Genomic DNA, 15,870 nt, shown 5'->3' with positions numbered 1-15,870 from the left:
TGACGGACGCATAAGCGGCAGGTCGCGATGAGCAAGAACGTGATCCGGCGCAAATCGCTCGAGCCAAGGTCGACCGCAGAGGCCGACCACGAGGTGCGCGACGGCGGCGTGCAGTCCGTCGACCGCGCGCTATCGATCCTTGAAACGCTCGCCGAGGACGATGAAGGCTATCGCCTCAGCGATCTCGCCGTCCGCACCGGCCTGTCGGCCTCCACCGTGCACCGCCTGCTGGCGACGCTGGAAAGCCGACGCTTCGTGCAGTTCGACCGCGCCGAATCCAAATGGCATGTCGGCGTGCGCAGCTTCACAGTCGGCGCGAGCTTCGCGCGGCGGCGCAATTTCTCCACGCAGGCGATCCCTTACTTGCGCAAGCTGCGCGATCTTACCCGCGAGACCGCCAATCTCGCCGTCGTCGACGACGAGTTCATCATCGTCCTAACCCGCATGGAGAGCCGCGAGATCATGCGATCGCTGACCCAGGTCGGCGGCCGTGTCCCCATGGTGACTTCCGGTGTCGGCAAGGCGGTGCTCGCGACCTATTCCGACGAGGACGTCGGCGCCGTCATTCGCCACCACGGCATGCCCCGCCTGACCGAGAAGTCGATCGTGCGGCCGAGCGACCTGTTCAAAGAGCTCGAAAAGATCCGCAAGCAGGGCTACGCGCTCGACGATGAAGAGGCCTGCATGGGTCTGCGCTGTGTCGCCGCGGTCGTCTACAATGACTGCGCCGAGCCGCTCGCGGCGATTTCGGTCTCCGGCATGACGAGCCGGCTGACCGACCAGAGGTTGCCGGAAATCGGACAAATCGTGCGAGATGTCGCCGCCGAACTGACGGCAGCGCTCGGCGGGGTCATCCCGACGCCCCTCTAACCAGAACCACCGGGGTGATGTCACTGGACAGCATCGGCCGTTTTGGCTGATATGCGACCAAACGACACAATGCGGCAAACGTCCGCATGAGCCTGGAGATGCCCCCATGTTTCAATTTCCCGCGCGCGTTATCGGCGCAGCCGTCGCGTTGACCCTCGCGGCAGCCAATCCGGCTTTTGCCCAGCAGCTCGAGCTCAAGCTGATGGCGCCGGCGGCGCCGGGCGGCGGCTGGGACCAGACTGCGCGCTCGATGCAGCAGGCGCTGGTGGCCTCCGGCGTCGCGCGCAGCGTGCAGGTCACCAACGTTCCCGGCGCCGGCGGTAGCGTCGGCATCGCCCAGTTCGTCAACGGGGCCAAGGGCGACGGCAACCAGATGATGGTCAACGGCTTCGTCATGGTGGGCGCCCTCGCCATGAACAAGTCGCCCGTCACGCTCGAGCAGGTGACGCCGATCGCGCGCCTCACCGAGGAAATCCAGGTGATCGTGGTGCCCGCCAATTCGCCGATCAAGAATGCGCAGGATCTCGCCGCCGCGGTGAAGGCCGATATCGCCAAGGTGACCTTCGCCGGCGGCTCGGCCGGCGGCGTCGACCACGTGATGGCGGCGCTGTTCGCCGGCGCCGTCGGGGCCGACGCGAAGAAGATCAACTACATCCCGTTCTCCGGCGGCGGCGAGTCGCTGGCGGCGATTCTCGGCGGCAAGGTCAATGCGGGCATTTCGGGGCTGAGTGAATATGAAGGGCAGATCAAGTCCGGCAAGCTGCGTGCGATCGGCGTAACCTCGGAGAAGCGCATCGCCGGCAGCGACATCCCGACTTTCAAGGAGCAGGGCATCGATCTCGTGATCGCCAACTGGCGCTCGGTGGTCGCACCTCCCGGCATCACGCCGGAGCAGCGCAAGATTTTGAGCGATGCGGTCGAGAAGATGGTGAAATCGGACGCCTGGAAGGAGATCCTCAAGCAGAAGGGCTGGGAGGATGCCTATCTCGGTGGCGACGCATTCGCCGACTTCCTGAAAAAGGAGACGACACGCGTCACCGACGTGCTGAAATCGGTCGGCCTGGTCAAGTCATGACCTCAGTCGATCCGGCCCACTCGCGGCGGCACGTCGATCGTGCCGGTCTGGTCATCGCCGCACTGCTCGCAGCTCTCGCCGCGGTGCTGGTCTGGGACGCACGCGGCCTGCCGTCCACCGGGATGTACGGGATGGGGCCCGAAGCGATGCCCGTCGTGGTCGCCTCCGGGCTTACGCTGCTGGCGATCGGCAATTTCATCGACGCGCTACGTGGCAATCTGCCGGCGCGCGAGAGTGCCGATCCCGTCCCCGTGGTTCTGATCCTCGTCGGCCTTGCGCTGCTGATCGCCATCATCGGCTTCGGTGGCGGGTTCATCCTGTCGACCTCGGCACTGTTCGTCACGACCTCAGCCGCGTTCGGACGCCGTGCCATCCTTGCCGATTCCATCATCGCCCTCGTGATGTCGACGCTCATCTATCTCGCATTTGATCGGCTGCTGACGCTGAGCCTTCCGGCTGGCCCTCTGGAGCGACTGCTGTGATCGACACTTTTGCCGCGCTCGCTCATGGCATGGCAGTCGCCATCCAGCCGATGAATCTGCTCTATGCGCTGATTGGCGTGTTCCTCGGCACCGCCGTTGGCGTGCTGCCCGGCATCGGGCCGGCGCTCACGGTCGCACTGCTCTTGCCGGTCACCTACAAGCTCGATCCAGGCGGCTCGCTGATCATGTTCGCCGGCATTTATTACGGCGGCATGTATGGCGGCTCGACCACCGCGATCCTCATCAACACGCCCGGCGAGAGCGCCTCGATGGCGACCGCGCTCGAAGGCAACAAGATGGCCAAGGCCGGCCGCGGCGGGCCGGCGCTTGCGACCTCCGCAATCGGCTCCTTCGTCGCCGGCACCATCGCCACTATCGGTCTGGCGTTCCTCGCGCCGTGGCTGGTCGATTTCGCCGTGCGCTTTGGCCCGGAGGATTATTTCGCGCTGATGTGCGTCGCCTTTGTCACGGTGTCGGCTACTTTCGGCGATTCCCCGATCCGCGGCCTGACCAGCCTGTTCATCGGCCTGACGCTCGGTCTTATCGGCATCGACAAGCTGACCGGCCAGGCGCGGCTTGCGTTCGGCATCCCCGAGCTGCTCGATGGCGTCGAGGTGACGACGCTTGCGGTTGGTCTGTTCGCGGTGGGCGAGGCGCTCTACGTCGCATCGCGCCGCCACCACACCGAGGAGAAGCTCGAGCCGGTGCGTGGCTCGCTGTGGATGACGAAGGAGGACTGGAAGCGCTCGTGGAAGCCGTGGCTCCGCGGCACCATGTTCGGCTTCCCGATCGGCGCGTTGCCTGCGGGCGGTGCGGAGATTCCGACCTTCCTGTCCTACTCGACCGAGAAGCGGCTGACAAAACATCCGGAAGAGTTCGGCAAGGGCGCGATCGAAGGCGTTGCGGGACCGGAGGCCGCCAACAATGCCTCCGCCGCGGGCACGCTGGTGCCGCTGCTCACGCTCGGGCTGCCGACCTCGGCGACGGCCGCGATGATGCTCGCAGGTTTCCAGCAATACGGTCTCAACCCGGGACCGTTGCTGTTCGCCGAACGGCCCGACCTGGTGTGGGGCCTCATCGCCAGCCTCTTCATCGCCAATGCGATGCTGCTGGTGCTCAATCTGCCGCTGGTCGGCCTGTGGGTGCGGCTGCTCGCGATCCCGCAGCCCTGGCTCTATGCCGGCATCCTCGTGTTCGCAACCATGGGCACCATCGCCGCAAAGCCGTCGGTGGTCGAGTTGTCGATGCTGGCCGGCTTTGGCGTGCTCGGTTTCCTGATGCGCCGCTTCGATTTTCCGATCGCGCCCGTGGTCGTCGGCCTGATCCTCGGTCCGATCGCCGAGAGCCAATTGCGCAGGGCACTCGCGATCAGCCTCGGCGATCCCATGACGCTGGTTCAGAGCCCGATCTCGGCGACCCTGCTCGGCGTCGCGCTGATCGCGCTGCTGGCACCCTTCGTCCTGAAGGGACTCGGGCGATTTAGGGCGAACGAGGATTAGCGGAGCCTAGAAGGTGGAGCGCGTCTGCCCGATGCGTAAGCACGGATGCCGCATTATTTGAGTTGCCCCTGCCGCCGTCGGGGGCAACCATCACTGGGCTGTCCATTCCCACGCGAGAGCCCCATGACCAAACTCACTCGTTTTGCCGTCGCGCCGCTGCACAGCATGACGCGATGCCTCGCCGACGTCGCATCCGCACGCGCCACGCCGGATCTGGTCGTCACCGGCGCGCGGGTGCTCTCGACCTATTCGGAGCGCATCCAAGCGAGCCGCGAGGTCTGGATCACCGGCGGCCGCATCGCGGCGGTGAAGCCGGCCGGGGCGGCGAAAACTGTTTGGAGCGATGTTCCTCTTTACGATGCGGCCGGCGGCATCATCGCGCCGGGCCTGGTCGATCCGCACATCCATATCGAATCCTCGATGGTGACGGCCTGCGCCTACGCGGAAGCCGCGCTGCTCAACGGCACCACCACGATCTTCTGCGACAGCCATGAGATCGGCAACGTCATGGACGTGGCCGGCATCGAGGCGATGCTCGAGGATGCACGCGAGGCGCCGCTCTCGATCTTCCTGACGGTGCCGAGCACCGTGCCGGCAACGTCTGCGGAGTTGGAGACCGCCGGCGGCGATCTCACGCCGGAGAAGATCGCGGGCCTGTTCGACCGCTGGCCCGAAGCGGTGGCGCTCGGCGAGAAGATGGACTTTGTTCCGGTGACGATGGGCGACGAGCGCAGCCATGCCATTCTGGCGGCAGCGTTGAAGCGGGGACGGCCGGTGTCCGGTCACGTCTATGGTCGCGAATTCGTCGCCGCCTATGCGGCGAGTGGCGTCACCGACACGCACGAGGCGATCGACCGCGACATCGCCGACGACCTGCTCGACGCCGGCGTCTGGGTGTTCCTGCGCGGCGGTCCGCCAACGACGCCCTGGCACTCGCTGCCGCAGGCGATCCGCACCATCACCGAGCTCGGGGCCTCGCACAAGCGCACGGCCGTGTGCACCGACGACCGGGATGCTGACGATCTGCTGCTGTTCGGTCTCGACTGGGTGGTACGCGAAGCCGTGAAGGCGGGGATGTCGCCGGAGCAGGCCTGGTCGATGGGCTCGCTACATGGCGCGACGCGCTTCGGCATGGAGGGCGATATCGGCGGGCTCGGCGGCGGCCGCCGCGCCGATCTCGTGCTGATGGATGACAATCTCAAGCCGCAATGCACCTGGTATGGCGGCGAGCTCGTGGTCGAGCACCGCAAGATCACCTCACGGCTCGATCAGGCGCTGTCACAGCGCTACCAATATCCGAAAGCCGCTTACGCCACCGTGAACTTGCCCGAGAAGGTCAAGTTGACGCCGGAACTGCCGGCAAAGGCTTGCACCGTCAATGCGATCAAGACTGCGCTGCCGGGCATTACGCTGATCCACGAGAAGGTCAGGGTCGAGCCCGCCAATGACTGGCCGGAGCTGTTTGCGCGCTATGGCCTGTGCTTCGTCACGGTGGTCGAGCGCCACGGCAAGTCCGCCGGCAACGTCGCGTACGGCCTGTTGAAGGATTTTGGCCTGAAGCGCGGTGCGGTGGCCTCCAGCGTCGGCCACGATAGCCACAACATCATCGTCGCTGGGACCAACGAGGGCGACATGCAGGTGGCGGTATCGGCGATCAGGGAGCGCCAGGGCGGCGTCTGTGTGGTGGCCGACGGCGAGGTGAGGGCGTTGGTTCCGCTGCCGATCGCAGGCTTGCTCTCTGACAAGCGCGTCACCGAGGTGGCCGAAGAGGTCAAGGAGCTCAAGAAGGAATGGGCGGAGGCCGGCTGCACCATCCCCTACATGGGCTTCAATTTGATTCCGCTATCGGTCATTCCGGAAATTCGTATCACCGACAAGGGCATCGTTCTCGTGCCGCAGATGGAGCTGGCGCCGCTGTTCGAGTGATCTCCTTTCACTTGCATCTCGATCTAACCGATTGAGACCGCCGCTATTTTTCCGCGGCTGCCGCATCGTGGAAAATAAAATCGATCTCGTTGAGATCGCATCTTGCACGCTGGATGATCTCGCTCGCTGACGCAACCAAGCGAGGTCCGATATGGCGAAGATGCGAGCCGTCGATGCAGCCGTACGAATTCTGGAGAAGGAAGGCATCTCCACCGCCTTCGGGGTTCCCGGGGCAGCGATCAATCCGCTTTACTCGGCGCTGAAGAAGCGCGGCTCGATCCGCCATATCCTTGCGCGCCATGTCGAGGGCGCTTCGCACATGGCTGAAGGGTACACGCGGGCCAAGGCGGGCAATATCGGCGTCTGCATCGGCACTTCGGGACCGGCTGGCACCGACATGATCACCGGGCTGTATTCAGCCATTGCCGATTCCATTCCGATCCTCTGCATCACCGGACAGGCCCCCCGGGCGCGGCTCTACAAGGAGGACTTTCAGGCCGTCGATATCGAGTCGATCGCAAAGCCCGTGACCAAATGGGCGGTGACGGTGCGCGAGCCGGCGCTGGTGCCGCGCGTGTTCAGCCAGGCGTTTCACGTGATGCGCTCTGGAAGGCCGGGTCCGGTGCTGATCGACATGCCCCTCGACGTGCAGCTCGCCGAAATCGAGTTCGACGACGAGACCTACGAGCCGCTACCGGTCTACAAGCCGGCTGCTTCGCGCAAGCAGGTCGAGAAGGCGCTGGAGATGCTCAATGCCGCCGAGCGGCCGTTGATCGTCGCGGGCGGCGGCATCATCAACGCCGATGCCTCCGATCTGCTGGTCGAATTCGCCGAGATCGCGAACGTGCCTGTCGTGCCGACGCTCATGGGGTGGGGCGCGATCCCCGACGATCACGTGCTGATGGCCGGGATGGTCGGGCTTCAAACCAGCCACCGCTATGGCAACGCGACGCTGCTGGAGTCGGATTTCGTGCTCGGCATCGGCAACCGCTGGGCCAATCGTCACACCGGCTCGGTCGAGACCTACACCAAGGGCCGTAAATTCGTTCACGTGGACATCGAGCCGACGCAGATCGGGCGCGTGTTCAATCCCGATCTCGGCATCGTCTCGGACGCGAAGGCTGCGCTCGAATTGTTCGTCACTGTCGCGAGGGAGTGGCGCCGGTCAGGCAGGCTCCGCGAGCGCCAGGCGTGGCCAGCGTCATGCCGCGATCGCAAGGGGACGATGCTGCGCAAGAGCCATTTCGACAACGTGCCGATCAAGCCGCAGCGCGTCTATGAAGAGATGAATAAGGCGTTCGGCCGCGACACCATTTATGTCACCGTGATCGGCCTGTCGCAGATCGCCGGCGCGCAATTCCTCGGCGTCTACAAGCCGCGCAACTGGATCAATGCAGGCCAGGCCGGGCCGCTCGGGTGGACGCTGCCCGCCGCACTCGGCGTGCGCGCTGCGTGTCCCGAGCGAGAGATCGTCGCGCTGTCAGGCGACTACGACTTCCAGTTCTTGATCGAGGAGCTCGCGGTCGGCGCGCAGTTCAATCTGCCCTACATCCACGTCGTCGTGAACAATTCCTATCTCGGGCTGATCCGCCAGGCTCAGCGCGGCTTCGACATGGACTATCACGTTCAGCTCTCCTTCGAGAACATCAACGCGCCCGAGATCGGCGTCTACGGCGTCGATCATGTCGCCGTCGCCGAAGGTCTCGGCTGCAAGGCGATCCGCGTCACCGACCCGAAGGACACGCAAGCGGCGTTCGCGACGGCGCGTGAATTGATGGCCAAGCACCGCGTGCCCGTCGTGGTCGAGTTCATCCTCGAACGCGTCACCAACATCGCCATGGGCACGGAGATCGACAACATCGTCGAGTTCGAGGAGGTGCTGGACCTGCCACTTGACGAGGTCGAGGCGGCGCGACCCGGCGTGCTTCAGCCGGCCGAATAGGGAGGACAGCATCATGCCGAAATTCGCCGCCAACCTCACCATGCTCTTCAACGAGATGCCGTTCCTCGACCGCTTCGCCGCTGCGAAGGCGGCGGGATTTTCCGGGGTCGAATATCTCTTTCCCTACGATTTCGATAAGGCGCAGGTGCGCGAGCAGCTCGAGGCCCACGGCTTGACGCAGGTGCTGCACAACCTGCCGGCCGGCAATTGGGCAGCGGGTGAGCGCGGCATCGCGATCCTGCCCGATCGCACCGCCGAATTTCGCGACGGCGTATTCCGCGCCATCGACTACGCCAAGGCGCTCGATTGCGAGCAGCTCAACTGCCTCGTCGGCATCGCGCCTGCCGATGCCGACCGGCGCGAGCTCAACGAGACGCTGGTGGGCAATCTGCGCTTTGCCGCCTCGACGCTGGCGCGGGAGAACATCAAGCTGCTGATCGAGCCGATCAACACGCTCGACATTCCCGGCTTCCATCTCAACGGGACCGAGCAGGCGGTGCAGCTGATCTCAGAGGTGCGATCGAACAACCTGTTCATCCAGTACGACATCTATCACATGCAGATCATGGAGGGCGATCTCGCCCGCACCATGCAGGAATACCTTCCCCAGATCGCGCACATCCAGCTTGCCGACAATCCCGGGCGCCATGAGCCCGGCACCGGCGAGATCAACTATCCCTTCCTGTTCCGCCACCTCGACGCGATCGGCTATCGCGGCTGGATCGGCTGCGAATACAAGCCGCGCACCACGACGTTGGAAGGACTCTCATGGCACGCGGCGCAGACGTTTGAGACGTGAGCGTCGGGGACCAGATGCGGCAGCGATGACAGTGCCCTCCCTCTCCCGCTTGCGGGAGAGGGTTGGGGAGAGGGTGTTTCCGCGTTGGGACTGTTGAGGTGCACCGAGAATATCCCCAAGGGGATAAAGCCCTCACCCGGCGCTCCGCGCCGACCTCTCCCGCAAGCGGGAGAGGTTGCACCGAGCACACGGATGAATTCCGCTTATGCAACTGAGAGAAAGTTAGAGACATGACCAATATCGGCTTCATCGGACTTGGCACCATGGGACGGCCGATGGCCGGGCATCTCCTGGCGGCCGGCTATCGGGTTCTCCTGCATGACGTCGCACCGGTCGCGCCCGATCTGATCGCCGCCGGCGGCGTCGTCTGCAAGTCCAGCAAGCAGGTCGCGGAGGAGGCGGGCGCGGTGATCATCATGGTGCCGGATACGCCGCATGTGGAAGCCGTGTTGTTCAGCAAGGACGGTGTGGCGAGCGGCATCTCCAAGGGCAAGATCGTGGTCGACATGAGCTCGATCTCGCCGCTCGCGACGAAGGAGTTTGCCAAGAAGATCGAGGCACTCGGCGCCGATTATCTCGACGCGCCGGTGTCGGGAGGCGAGGTCGGCGCCAAGGCGGCGAGCCTCACCATCATGGTCGGCGGGCCCGAGCGCGCCTTCAACACCATGAAGCCGGTGTTCGACAAGATGGGCAAGAACGTCACCAGGGTCGGGGCCAATGGCGACGGGCAAACGACGAAAGTCGCCAACCAGATCATCGTGGCGCTGACGATCGAGGCAGTAAGCGAGGCGCTGTTGTTTGCGTCGAAGGCCGGCGCCGACCCGGCGCTGGTGCGGCAGGCGCTGATGGGTGGCTTTGCATCCTCGCGGATCCTCGAAGTCCATGGCGAGCGCATGGTGAAGCGCAATTTCGATCCGGGCTTCCGCATCGAGCTGCACCAGAAGGATCTCAACCTCGCGCTCGAAGGCGCGCGTACGCTCGGCCTCTCGCTGCCGAGCACGGCTGTGGCGCAGCAATTGTTCTCATCCTGCACCGCTCATGGCGGCAAGGGTTGGGATCATTCCGCGATGGTACGTGCACTGGAACTGATGGCAGGGCACGAAATCGCCGCAGCGTAAGTGTTACGAGGTAACAGTTTCCAGCCTTGAAGCGTCTTTCGCCGCCGCGGAACCGGAACAATGCTCCGGCCCCGCGGTTGAAGGCGCATGACAATCACTGGAGACATAAGGACATGAAAACCCGTCTTGCGATTTCGTTGGCTGCCGCCTCGCTGCTGGCGTCGAGTGCAGCCTTTGCTCAGTCGACGACCGCCCAGGGCGCTGCGGACGGCGCGCGCGCGGGCGGCGACATCGGCGGCCCGGTCGGCGCGATGGTCGGCGGCACTGTCGGTGCGGCCGTTGGCGCCGGTTTGGAGATTCCGAATGCGATTCTAGGCGGACTTCCGCGGGATGAGTCAGTGGTGGTCCGCGAGCGCGTCGTGGTTGGCGAGCCGTTGCCGCCGACCGTGGTGCTGCGTCCGGTGCCGAACTACACGGAGTATCGCTACGCGGTCGTGAACGACCGCCGCGTGATCGTCGAGCCGCGCACGCGCCGGGTCGTCAAGATCATCGACTGATCTGTGCAACCTAGCCGCTGACAAACCGGGCCCTGCGGAGCGTCACTCCGCGGGGCCTTCGCTCGTCAGGACCGAATTGGTGCGAAGCCGGGCCATGGCCCAATCGGCGGCGGCCGCGAGCGCAAAGCCGAGGCAGGCCGTGAGCGCGTCCACCAGAAAATCCTCCAGCCGCGCATGGCGGCCGGGTGCCCAAAATTGCATCAGTTCGAGCACGCCGATCAGCACGATCGCGGCCGTTGCGGTCAGCAGCCGCCGCTGCCGATAGGCGATGCCAAAGGCCAATCCCACCAAGACAAAGGCGAGCGCATGTTCGCCGTCCTGGCCGAAGTCGGAATGGGGCCGCAGGCCCGGTGGACCGAGAGTTGCGAATGTGACGGCGGCTGCCAGCAGCCAGGCAAAGGAACGAACCAAAATGGACATGCGCCTCGCTTAGCACAGATTTGCAACGGGCCGTATAGTCCCGCCATCAGATCGACGTGTAGTTAATGACGAAACCTTAAAGTGGTTCGCGCACGCCGAGGCCATGCATGAATCGTTCCCGGATCTGCACGGGGTCGCGGCGAGTGGTGCCGACGCCCGGCTTGTCGTCGATCCGGACGGCGATCAGGCTCGGCTCGGCAGCGGCCATCGCGCCCTCGACCAGCCGCTGGAAATCCTCCTCGTCCGCAGCCCAGGCGCTGTTGGCGAGGCCGGAGCCGATGGCGATGGCGACGATGTCGGCGACGTGCGCGGCCGGTGTCGGTTGCGCGCCGGTAATCTGGTAGATGCCATTGTCCATCACGATCATCGTAAGGTTCTTCGGCTTCAGGGCCGCAATCGTTGAGAGCGCGCCGAGTTGCATCAGCAGCGAGCCGTCGCCTTCAAGCGCGAAGACGCGGCGGTCGGGCTGCGCCAGCGCCACGCCGAGCGCGATGGGGAAGGCGAGGCCCATGCTGCCCAGCATGTAGAAGTTCTGCGGGCGGTGGCCGGCAGCCCAGAGATCGAAATTGGTGTTGCCGATGCCGGCGATCACGGCCTCTTCGTGCTTGAGCTTCGCGATCAGGCGCGAGGTCACGTCGAAACGGTTCATCACCTTGGTGTTGCGCGCATTCAGATTTGAGCTCATTTGGCCGGCCTCACTTGTCAAACACCTTGCCGCCGGTGAGCAGCGGGTTGAGGATTAGCGCCACCGGCGCCTGCGTGGTGACGGCCTGCTTGATCGAGCGGTCCGTGATGAATTCGAGCTCATCGAGCCGAGTGATGGTGTGATGCTCTAGCGCCAGCGAATCCAGCACGGGACGCATGGTGCGGCAGACCAGCGACTGGCCGTAATTGAACTCGCCGAGCGTGCCACGCTCGGACACGAACATGATCAGCGGGATTTGGTAAGGCACTGCGAGCGAGGCCAGCACGTTGGCGAGCGTCGCAAAACCCGAGGTCTGCATTAGCACCGCGCCGCGGCGGCCGGCCATCCAGGCGCCCGAGACAATGCCGACCGCTTCCTCCTCGCGGGCGGTGGCAAAGGTGGTGAAGAAAGGATCGGCGTGCAGGTTCCTGATCAGCGGCGTCAGCACGCGATCCGGCACGTAAGGGACGAGGCTGATCTCGTTCCGCTTCAGGGTTTGCAGGATGATGCCGTGCCAGCTCCTTTCACCGGCCGCCTGCGTCGCCTGCGGCGAGGTCTGCTGCTCCGCAATCGCCATTGCGTTCTCCCTTGAGCCGCGTCGCATGCTTATTGGTCTTCGGCCGTCGCGGCACCCTGCTGAACTTGACGCAGCGGGCCGGATTGTCAACATGTTCAGGCCGGCACCGTGATCTGCGCCAGATGGCCTGCCGTGGCTGGCACGGCCATGTCATATGTGGACAACGAAATATGGGAGGAAGCACGGAGAGGCGCGCGCTGCGCTGGCCTTGCTGATCCCTGGAGAGCCGGAAGGGTCCTGATGTCGGTCAACAGCAAGCGTGTCGTCTATTCCAATTACTTGGCCAATCCGATCTATATCGACATCCTCAAGGCGCGGCCTGACGTCCGGCTCGATCGCATCGAGAACGGGAGCCCCGAAGACGTCTATGCGCCGCTCCTCGGCGCTGCCCATGTCTACCAGGTCGGCGCTGCCCGCGACGAGCTCGCCCCGCATTTCCATGTCGATGCGGCTTTCCTGAAGCGCGCGCCGAATTTGCTGCTCGTCTCCAGCAACGGCGCCGGCTTCGATCCGGTCGACGTCGAGGCCTGTACGGCCGCCGGCGTCGTGGTCGTCAACCAGTCCGGCGGCAATGCCCATTCGGTCGCCGAGCATGCGCTGGCGATGATGTTGACGCTGTCCAAGCGCATCATCCAGTCGGACCGCCGGCTGCGCCGCGAGCGCGACGTCAACCGCAACGAGCTCGTCGGCAACGAGGTCGAGGGCAAGAGCGTCGGCATCATCGGGCTCGGCAATGTCGGCCGCCGCATCGCCGCGCTGTGCAAGGGCCTGCTTGGCATGAAGGTGCTGGCCTATGACCCGTATCTGTCGGCCGAGGTGATGGCTGAGCGGGGCGGGGAGAAGGTCGAGCTCGACGAGCTCCTGCGCCGCGCCGATTTCGTCTCGATCTCATGTCCGCTCAACAAGGGCAGCCGCAACATGATCAGCGTACGCGAATTCGCCCTGATGCAGCCGCATGCCTATTTCATCACCACGGCGCGCGGCTTCATCCACGACGAGGACGCGCTGCTCCAGGCGTTGCGCGACAAGCGCATCGCCGGCGCGGGCCTCGATGTCTGGTCCAAGGAACCGCCGCCGCCGGAGCATCCGCTGCTCCAGCTCGACAACGTGCTGGCAAGCCCCCATACCGCGGGCGTTACGATCGAGGCGCGCCAGAACATGGGCCGCATCGCTGCCGAGCAGGTGCTGGAGACGCTCGACGGGAAACGTCCACCGCGCATCATCAATCCGGAGGTCTGGCCGCATTATGCCGAGCGCTTCAAGCAGGCGTTCGGCGTGACGCCGGGATAGGACAGCTGCCCTTTTTCTCGTCATTTCCGGGTTCGGCCTTTCGAGCCGCCCCGGAAATGACGGAGCGAAGAAACCGCGGCCCAACCTTCATCCGCGTCAAAATCTCTCTCCCGCATCCCGCCCAAATGGGATTAGAGTGCCGCCGGGGCAGGCAGGAGGTCCCATGTCAACTTATGTCGTCAGGTTCATGAAGGACGTGCTTGGCCAGTATGGCCGGCAGATCGAGGTGTGCCAGGGCACGCTCGAGATCGACGCCTCCGATGAGGACGAAGCCAGAGAGCGGGCCAAGGCGAAGTTTTGCAAGGATCAAGCCTTGCACCACTGGTCGCTGCACGCCGATCGCATCCAGATCCGACCGGCCGATCTTCCGTCGTGAAGCCCACCGGGAGGCAGCCGTGACGGGCGGCGGCGCCGTCGCTCGTGCGCCGAGCGACAACGTGTTGAAGCAGGTCTCGTTCGCCTCGAACACAGGTGCGGCGAGGCGCTCAGTCCAGTAGCTTGTCCAGCGTGATCGGGAAGCGCCGAATGCGCTTGCCGGTGGCATGATAGACGGCGTTCGCAATCGCCGCAGGCACGCCGACGATGCCGATTTCGCCGAGACCCTTGACACCAAGCTTGTTGATCCGGTCGTCGGGCTCGTCGACGAAAATGACGTCGATATCGTGAATGTCGGCATTCACGGGAATGTGGTACTCGGCGATGTTCGCGTTCATGATGCGACCGAAGCGGTGATCCATCACCGTCTCCTCATGCAGCGCCATCCCGATTCCCCAGACCACGCCGCCCATGATCTGGCTGCGGCCGGTCTTGGTGTTCAGGATGCGCCCGGCCGCGACCGCGCTCACGACCCGCGTGACGCGGATGACGCCGAGCTCCTCGTCGACCTTCACCTCGGCGAAGACGGCGGAATGCGTATTGGGGGCATGCGACTTGTCCTCCGCGAACTGGTTGAGCTTCTCCTTTTCGATCCGCTCGAGCTTGCTGTGGCGCATGACATCCGCAATCGAAAGGGCGGGGCCGTTCCTGCCGTTGCTGGCGATCATGCCGTCGACCAAGGTGACGGTGGCGGCATCGACGTCGGCGAGCGGCGAGCCGGGCATCGCCTTGGCGAGCCGGGCGAGCTCCTGGCGAATGTCTTCGGCCGCTCCCAACACGGCGTGCGCACTGGACGCCGCCATCCAGGAGCCGCCCTCGACGGGGGCTTGCGGCAAGGTCGAATCGGCGAGCCTGACGCTGATGTTCTCGATCGGCAGCCCGAGAGCATCGGCCGCCACCTGCGCCATAATGGTGTAGGTGCCGGTGCCGATGTCGGACGCGGCGCAGGAGACCTCCGCGTGGCCGTTCGATGTCAGGACGATGCGAACGGCGACCGGCATCTGCAGCGCCTCCCAGACGCCTGTCGCCATGCCCCAGCCGACCAGGTCCTTGCCGTCGCGCATGGAGCGCGGCGCGGGATTGCGCCGGGCCCAGCCGAAGGCTTCCGCGCCCCTGGCGTAGCATTCGCGCAGCTGCTTGCTGGTGTAGGGGAGGTCCCCGCTCTGGTCGCGATCCGAGTAGCACTTCAGCCGCAGCTCGATCGGGTCGAACTTGAGCGCGACGGCCAATTCGTCCATGGCGCATTCGAGCGCGCAGACGCCCGTTGCTGCGCCCGGCGCGCGCATGTCGCAGGGCGTGGCGAGGTCGAGGTGGACCAGCTTGTGGGAGAGGCGGCTGTTGGGACTCTTGTAGAGCTGCTCCCCCCAGCCGGTATCGTTGCGCGAGAAATCCTCAAACCGCGAGGTGACGGCGATGGCTTCGTGGGTAACGGCATCGAGTGTGCCGTCGGGCTTTGCGCCGAGCGCAACGTGCTCGATGGTCATGGGACGATAGCCCAGGCTGTACATCTGCTGTCGTGTCAGGACGACACGGACCGATCGTTTCAGCGCGAGCGCACCAAGTGTTGCCAGGACCACCTGGTGCTGCGGCCGCAGGCCCGAGCCGAACGCTCCGCCGACATAGGGCGAGATCACGCGGATGTCTTCCGGCTTCTTTCTGAAGACACCGCAGAGAAACTTCTGGACGTTCTGGACGCCTTGGGTCTTGTCATAGACTGTAAGCCCGCCGTTGCCCTCCCAGACGGCCGTTGTGGCGTAGAGCTCCATCGGGTTGTGATGCTCGCTCGGAATGACATAGTCCGCTTCGTGACGGACGGCCGCCCGCGTCAGCGCTGCTGCGGCGTCGCCGCGCGGCTTGTGTGGCTGATCCACTTTGGCAGCCGTGCCGCGTTCGGATTCGAGATCGGTCGCAAACGCCTCCTGCTCGTATTCAACGCGAATGCGAGTTGCGGCGAATTTGGCGGTTTCCCAGTCCTCCGCCACGACCAGCGCGATCGGCTGGCCGTTGAATCTGATCCTGTCGTCATAGAGTGGGCGGAACGGCGAGCCTTTCTCCGGCGCCACCTCGTCCTTCCAGGCCTCGTCCTTGTCGGCGAGTGGCGGGCGATGCGTGTGGGTGAGCACGTCGACCACGCCCTTCACCTTCAGTGCGTCGCTGCTGTCGAGGCGAACGATGCGTCCCCGCGGAATGGTGGCCTCGACGACGAAGCCATGGAGGAGACGGTCTGCTGCGAACTCGCCGGCATATTTGGCGGCGCCAGTGACCTTGGCCCGGCCGTCGACACGCGACGTTGGTGTTCCGACATAAGCGTTCAT

15 protein-coding genes are annotated in these 15,870 nt (G+C 64.8%); 11 read left to right on the top strand and 4 right to left on the bottom strand.

The genetic code is table 11. The features are described 5' to 3' along the window. Positions 1 to 27 precede the first annotated feature (27 nt). The 9 genes from IVA98_RS15080 (at position 28) to IVA98_RS15040 (ending at position 10,208) form a co-directional block, all read left to right on the top strand. Entirely contained in the window at positions 28 to 870 is an 843-nt protein-coding gene (locus IVA98_RS15080; RefSeq protein ID WP_247306260.1) for an IclR family transcriptional regulator, read from the top strand. A 106-nt stretch (positions 871 to 976) separates the two neighbouring features. Then, positions 977 to 1,945 (top strand): Bug family tripartite tricarboxylate transporter substrate binding protein, encoded by a 969-nt coding sequence (locus tag IVA98_RS15075; RefSeq protein ID WP_247355159.1) that lies wholly within the window; start codon positions 977 to 979, stop codon positions 1,943 to 1,945. Next, on the top strand, positions 1,942 to 2,427 hold the full coding sequence (locus IVA98_RS15070; RefSeq protein WP_247306256.1) for a tripartite tricarboxylate transporter TctB family protein: 486 nt from the start codon (positions 1,942 to 1,944) through the stop codon (positions 2,425 to 2,427). The genes IVA98_RS15075 and IVA98_RS15070 overlap by 4 nt, the downstream gene beginning before the upstream one ends. A gap of 29 nt (positions 2,428 to 2,456) precedes the next feature. Next, the gene (locus IVA98_RS15065; protein WP_247306286.1) at positions 2,457 to 3,926 is read left to right on the top strand and encodes a tripartite tricarboxylate transporter permease; all 1,470 of its coding nucleotides are present in this window, start codon (positions 2,457 to 2,459) and stop codon (positions 3,924 to 3,926) included. 123 nt (positions 3,927 to 4,049) lie between these two features. After that, entirely contained in the window at positions 4,050 to 5,852 is a 1,803-nt protein-coding gene (locus tag IVA98_RS15060; RefSeq protein WP_247306254.1) for an adenine deaminase C-terminal domain-containing protein, read from the top strand. Positions 5,853 to 6,003: 151 nt separating this feature from the next. Next, complete coding sequence (gene gcl / locus IVA98_RS15055; RefSeq protein WP_247333470.1) at positions 6,004 to 7,794, top strand: glyoxylate carboligase; 1,791 nt, start codon at positions 6,004 to 6,006, stop codon at positions 7,792 to 7,794. 13 nt (positions 7,795 to 7,807) lie between these two features. Continuing rightward, positions 7,808 to 8,593, top strand: a complete 786-nt coding sequence (gene hyi, locus IVA98_RS15050; RefSeq protein WP_247306250.1) for a hydroxypyruvate isomerase — start codon at positions 7,808 to 7,810, stop codon at positions 8,591 to 8,593. 230 nt (positions 8,594 to 8,823) lie between these two features. Then, on the top strand, positions 8,824 to 9,711 hold the full coding sequence (locus IVA98_RS15045; RefSeq protein WP_247306248.1) for a 2-hydroxy-3-oxopropionate reductase: 888 nt from the start codon (positions 8,824 to 8,826) through the stop codon (positions 9,709 to 9,711). A gap of 113 nt (positions 9,712 to 9,824) precedes the next feature. Beyond that, positions 9,825 to 10,208, top strand: coding sequence for a DUF1236 domain-containing protein (locus IVA98_RS15040; RefSeq protein ID WP_247306245.1), 384 nt, complete (start codon positions 9,825 to 9,827; stop codon positions 10,206 to 10,208). A gap of 42 nt (positions 10,209 to 10,250) precedes the next feature. On the opposite strand, the gene IVA98_RS15035 is transcribed toward IVA98_RS15040, so the two are convergent. From IVA98_RS15035 to IVA98_RS15025, 3 genes are all read right to left on the bottom strand, one after another. After that, complete coding sequence (locus IVA98_RS15035; RefSeq protein ID WP_247306243.1) at positions 10,251 to 10,628, bottom strand: VanZ family protein; 378 nt, start codon at positions 10,626 to 10,628, stop codon at positions 10,251 to 10,253. Between the two features lie 76 nt (positions 10,629 to 10,704). Beyond that, the gene (locus IVA98_RS15030) at positions 10,705 to 11,313 is read right to left on the bottom strand and encodes a thiamine pyrophosphate-dependent enzyme (protein WP_247306240.1); all 609 of its coding nucleotides are present in this window, start codon (positions 11,311 to 11,313) and stop codon (positions 10,705 to 10,707) included. A gap of 10 nt (positions 11,314 to 11,323) precedes the next feature. After that, positions 11,324 to 11,890, bottom strand: coding sequence for a thiamine pyrophosphate-binding protein (locus tag IVA98_RS15025; protein ID WP_247306237.1), 567 nt, complete (start codon positions 11,888 to 11,890; stop codon positions 11,324 to 11,326). A gap of 240 nt (positions 11,891 to 12,130) precedes the next feature. Here IVA98_RS15025 and IVA98_RS15020 point away from each other — a divergent pair, with 240 nt between their 5' ends. Further along, a complete protein-coding gene (locus IVA98_RS15020) occupies positions 12,131 to 13,180 on the top strand; it encodes a hydroxyacid dehydrogenase (RefSeq protein WP_247306236.1) in 1,050 nt (349 codons plus the stop codon). 163 nt (positions 13,181 to 13,343) lie between these two features. Further along, positions 13,344 to 13,556, top strand: coding sequence for a hypothetical protein (locus IVA98_RS15015; RefSeq protein ID WP_247306233.1), 213 nt, complete (start codon positions 13,344 to 13,346; stop codon positions 13,554 to 13,556). Positions 13,557 to 13,665: 109 nt separating this feature from the next. Here IVA98_RS15015 and IVA98_RS15010 read toward each other — a convergent pair whose 3' ends face one another. Next, complete coding sequence (locus IVA98_RS15010) at positions 13,666 to 15,870, bottom strand: xanthine dehydrogenase family protein molybdopterin-binding subunit (RefSeq protein ID WP_247355158.1); 2,205 nt, start codon at positions 15,868 to 15,870, stop codon at positions 13,666 to 13,668.

The organism is Bradyrhizobium sp. 160 (assembly GCF_023073735.1).
Classification (GTDB): Bacteria; Pseudomonadota; Alphaproteobacteria; order Rhizobiales; family Xanthobacteraceae; genus Bradyrhizobium.
Note: the sequence above shows the minus strand (reverse complement) of the source record. Positions and strands in the feature narration are given on the sequence as shown.

Coding starts and splice junctions, on each gene's coding strand:
- IVA98_RS15080 (WP_247306260.1), top strand. CDS start 28: ATGAGCAAGAACGTGATCCGGCGCAAATCGCTCGAGCCAAGGTCGACC.
- IVA98_RS15075 (WP_247355159.1), top strand. CDS start 977: ATGTTTCAATTTCCCGCGCGCGTTATCGGCGCAGCCGTCGCGTTGACC.
- IVA98_RS15070 (WP_247306256.1), top strand. CDS start 1,942: ATGACCTCAGTCGATCCGGCCCACTCGCGGCGGCACGTCGATCGTGCC.
- IVA98_RS15065 (WP_247306286.1), top strand. CDS start 2,457: ATGGCAGTCGCCATCCAGCCGATGAATCTGCTCTATGCGCTGATTGGC.
- IVA98_RS15060 (WP_247306254.1), top strand. CDS start 4,050: ATGACCAAACTCACTCGTTTTGCCGTCGCGCCGCTGCACAGCATGACG.
- gcl (WP_247333470.1), top strand. CDS start 6,004: ATGGCGAAGATGCGAGCCGTCGATGCAGCCGTACGAATTCTGGAGAAG.
- hyi (WP_247306250.1), top strand. CDS start 7,808: ATGCCGAAATTCGCCGCCAACCTCACCATGCTCTTCAACGAGATGCCG.
- IVA98_RS15045 (WP_247306248.1), top strand. CDS start 8,824: ATGACCAATATCGGCTTCATCGGACTTGGCACCATGGGACGGCCGATG.
- IVA98_RS15040 (WP_247306245.1), top strand. CDS start 9,825: ATGAAAACCCGTCTTGCGATTTCGTTGGCTGCCGCCTCGCTGCTGGCG.
- IVA98_RS15035 (WP_247306243.1), bottom strand. CDS start 10,628: ATGTCCATTTTGGTTCGTTCCTTTGCCTGGCTGCTGGCAGCCGCCGTC.
- IVA98_RS15030 (WP_247306240.1), bottom strand. CDS start 11,313: ATGAGCTCAAATCTGAATGCGCGCAACACCAAGGTGATGAACCGTTTC.
- IVA98_RS15025 (WP_247306237.1), bottom strand. CDS start 11,890: ATGGCGATTGCGGAGCAGCAGACCTCGCCGCAGGCGACGCAGGCGGCC.
- IVA98_RS15020 (WP_247306236.1), top strand. CDS start 12,131: ATGTCGGTCAACAGCAAGCGTGTCGTCTATTCCAATTACTTGGCCAAT.
- IVA98_RS15015 (WP_247306233.1), top strand. CDS start 13,344: ATGTCAACTTATGTCGTCAGGTTCATGAAGGACGTGCTTGGCCAGTAT.
- IVA98_RS15010 (WP_247355158.1), bottom strand. CDS start 15,870: ATGAACGCTTATGTCGGAACACCAACGTCGCGTGTCGACGGCCGGGCC.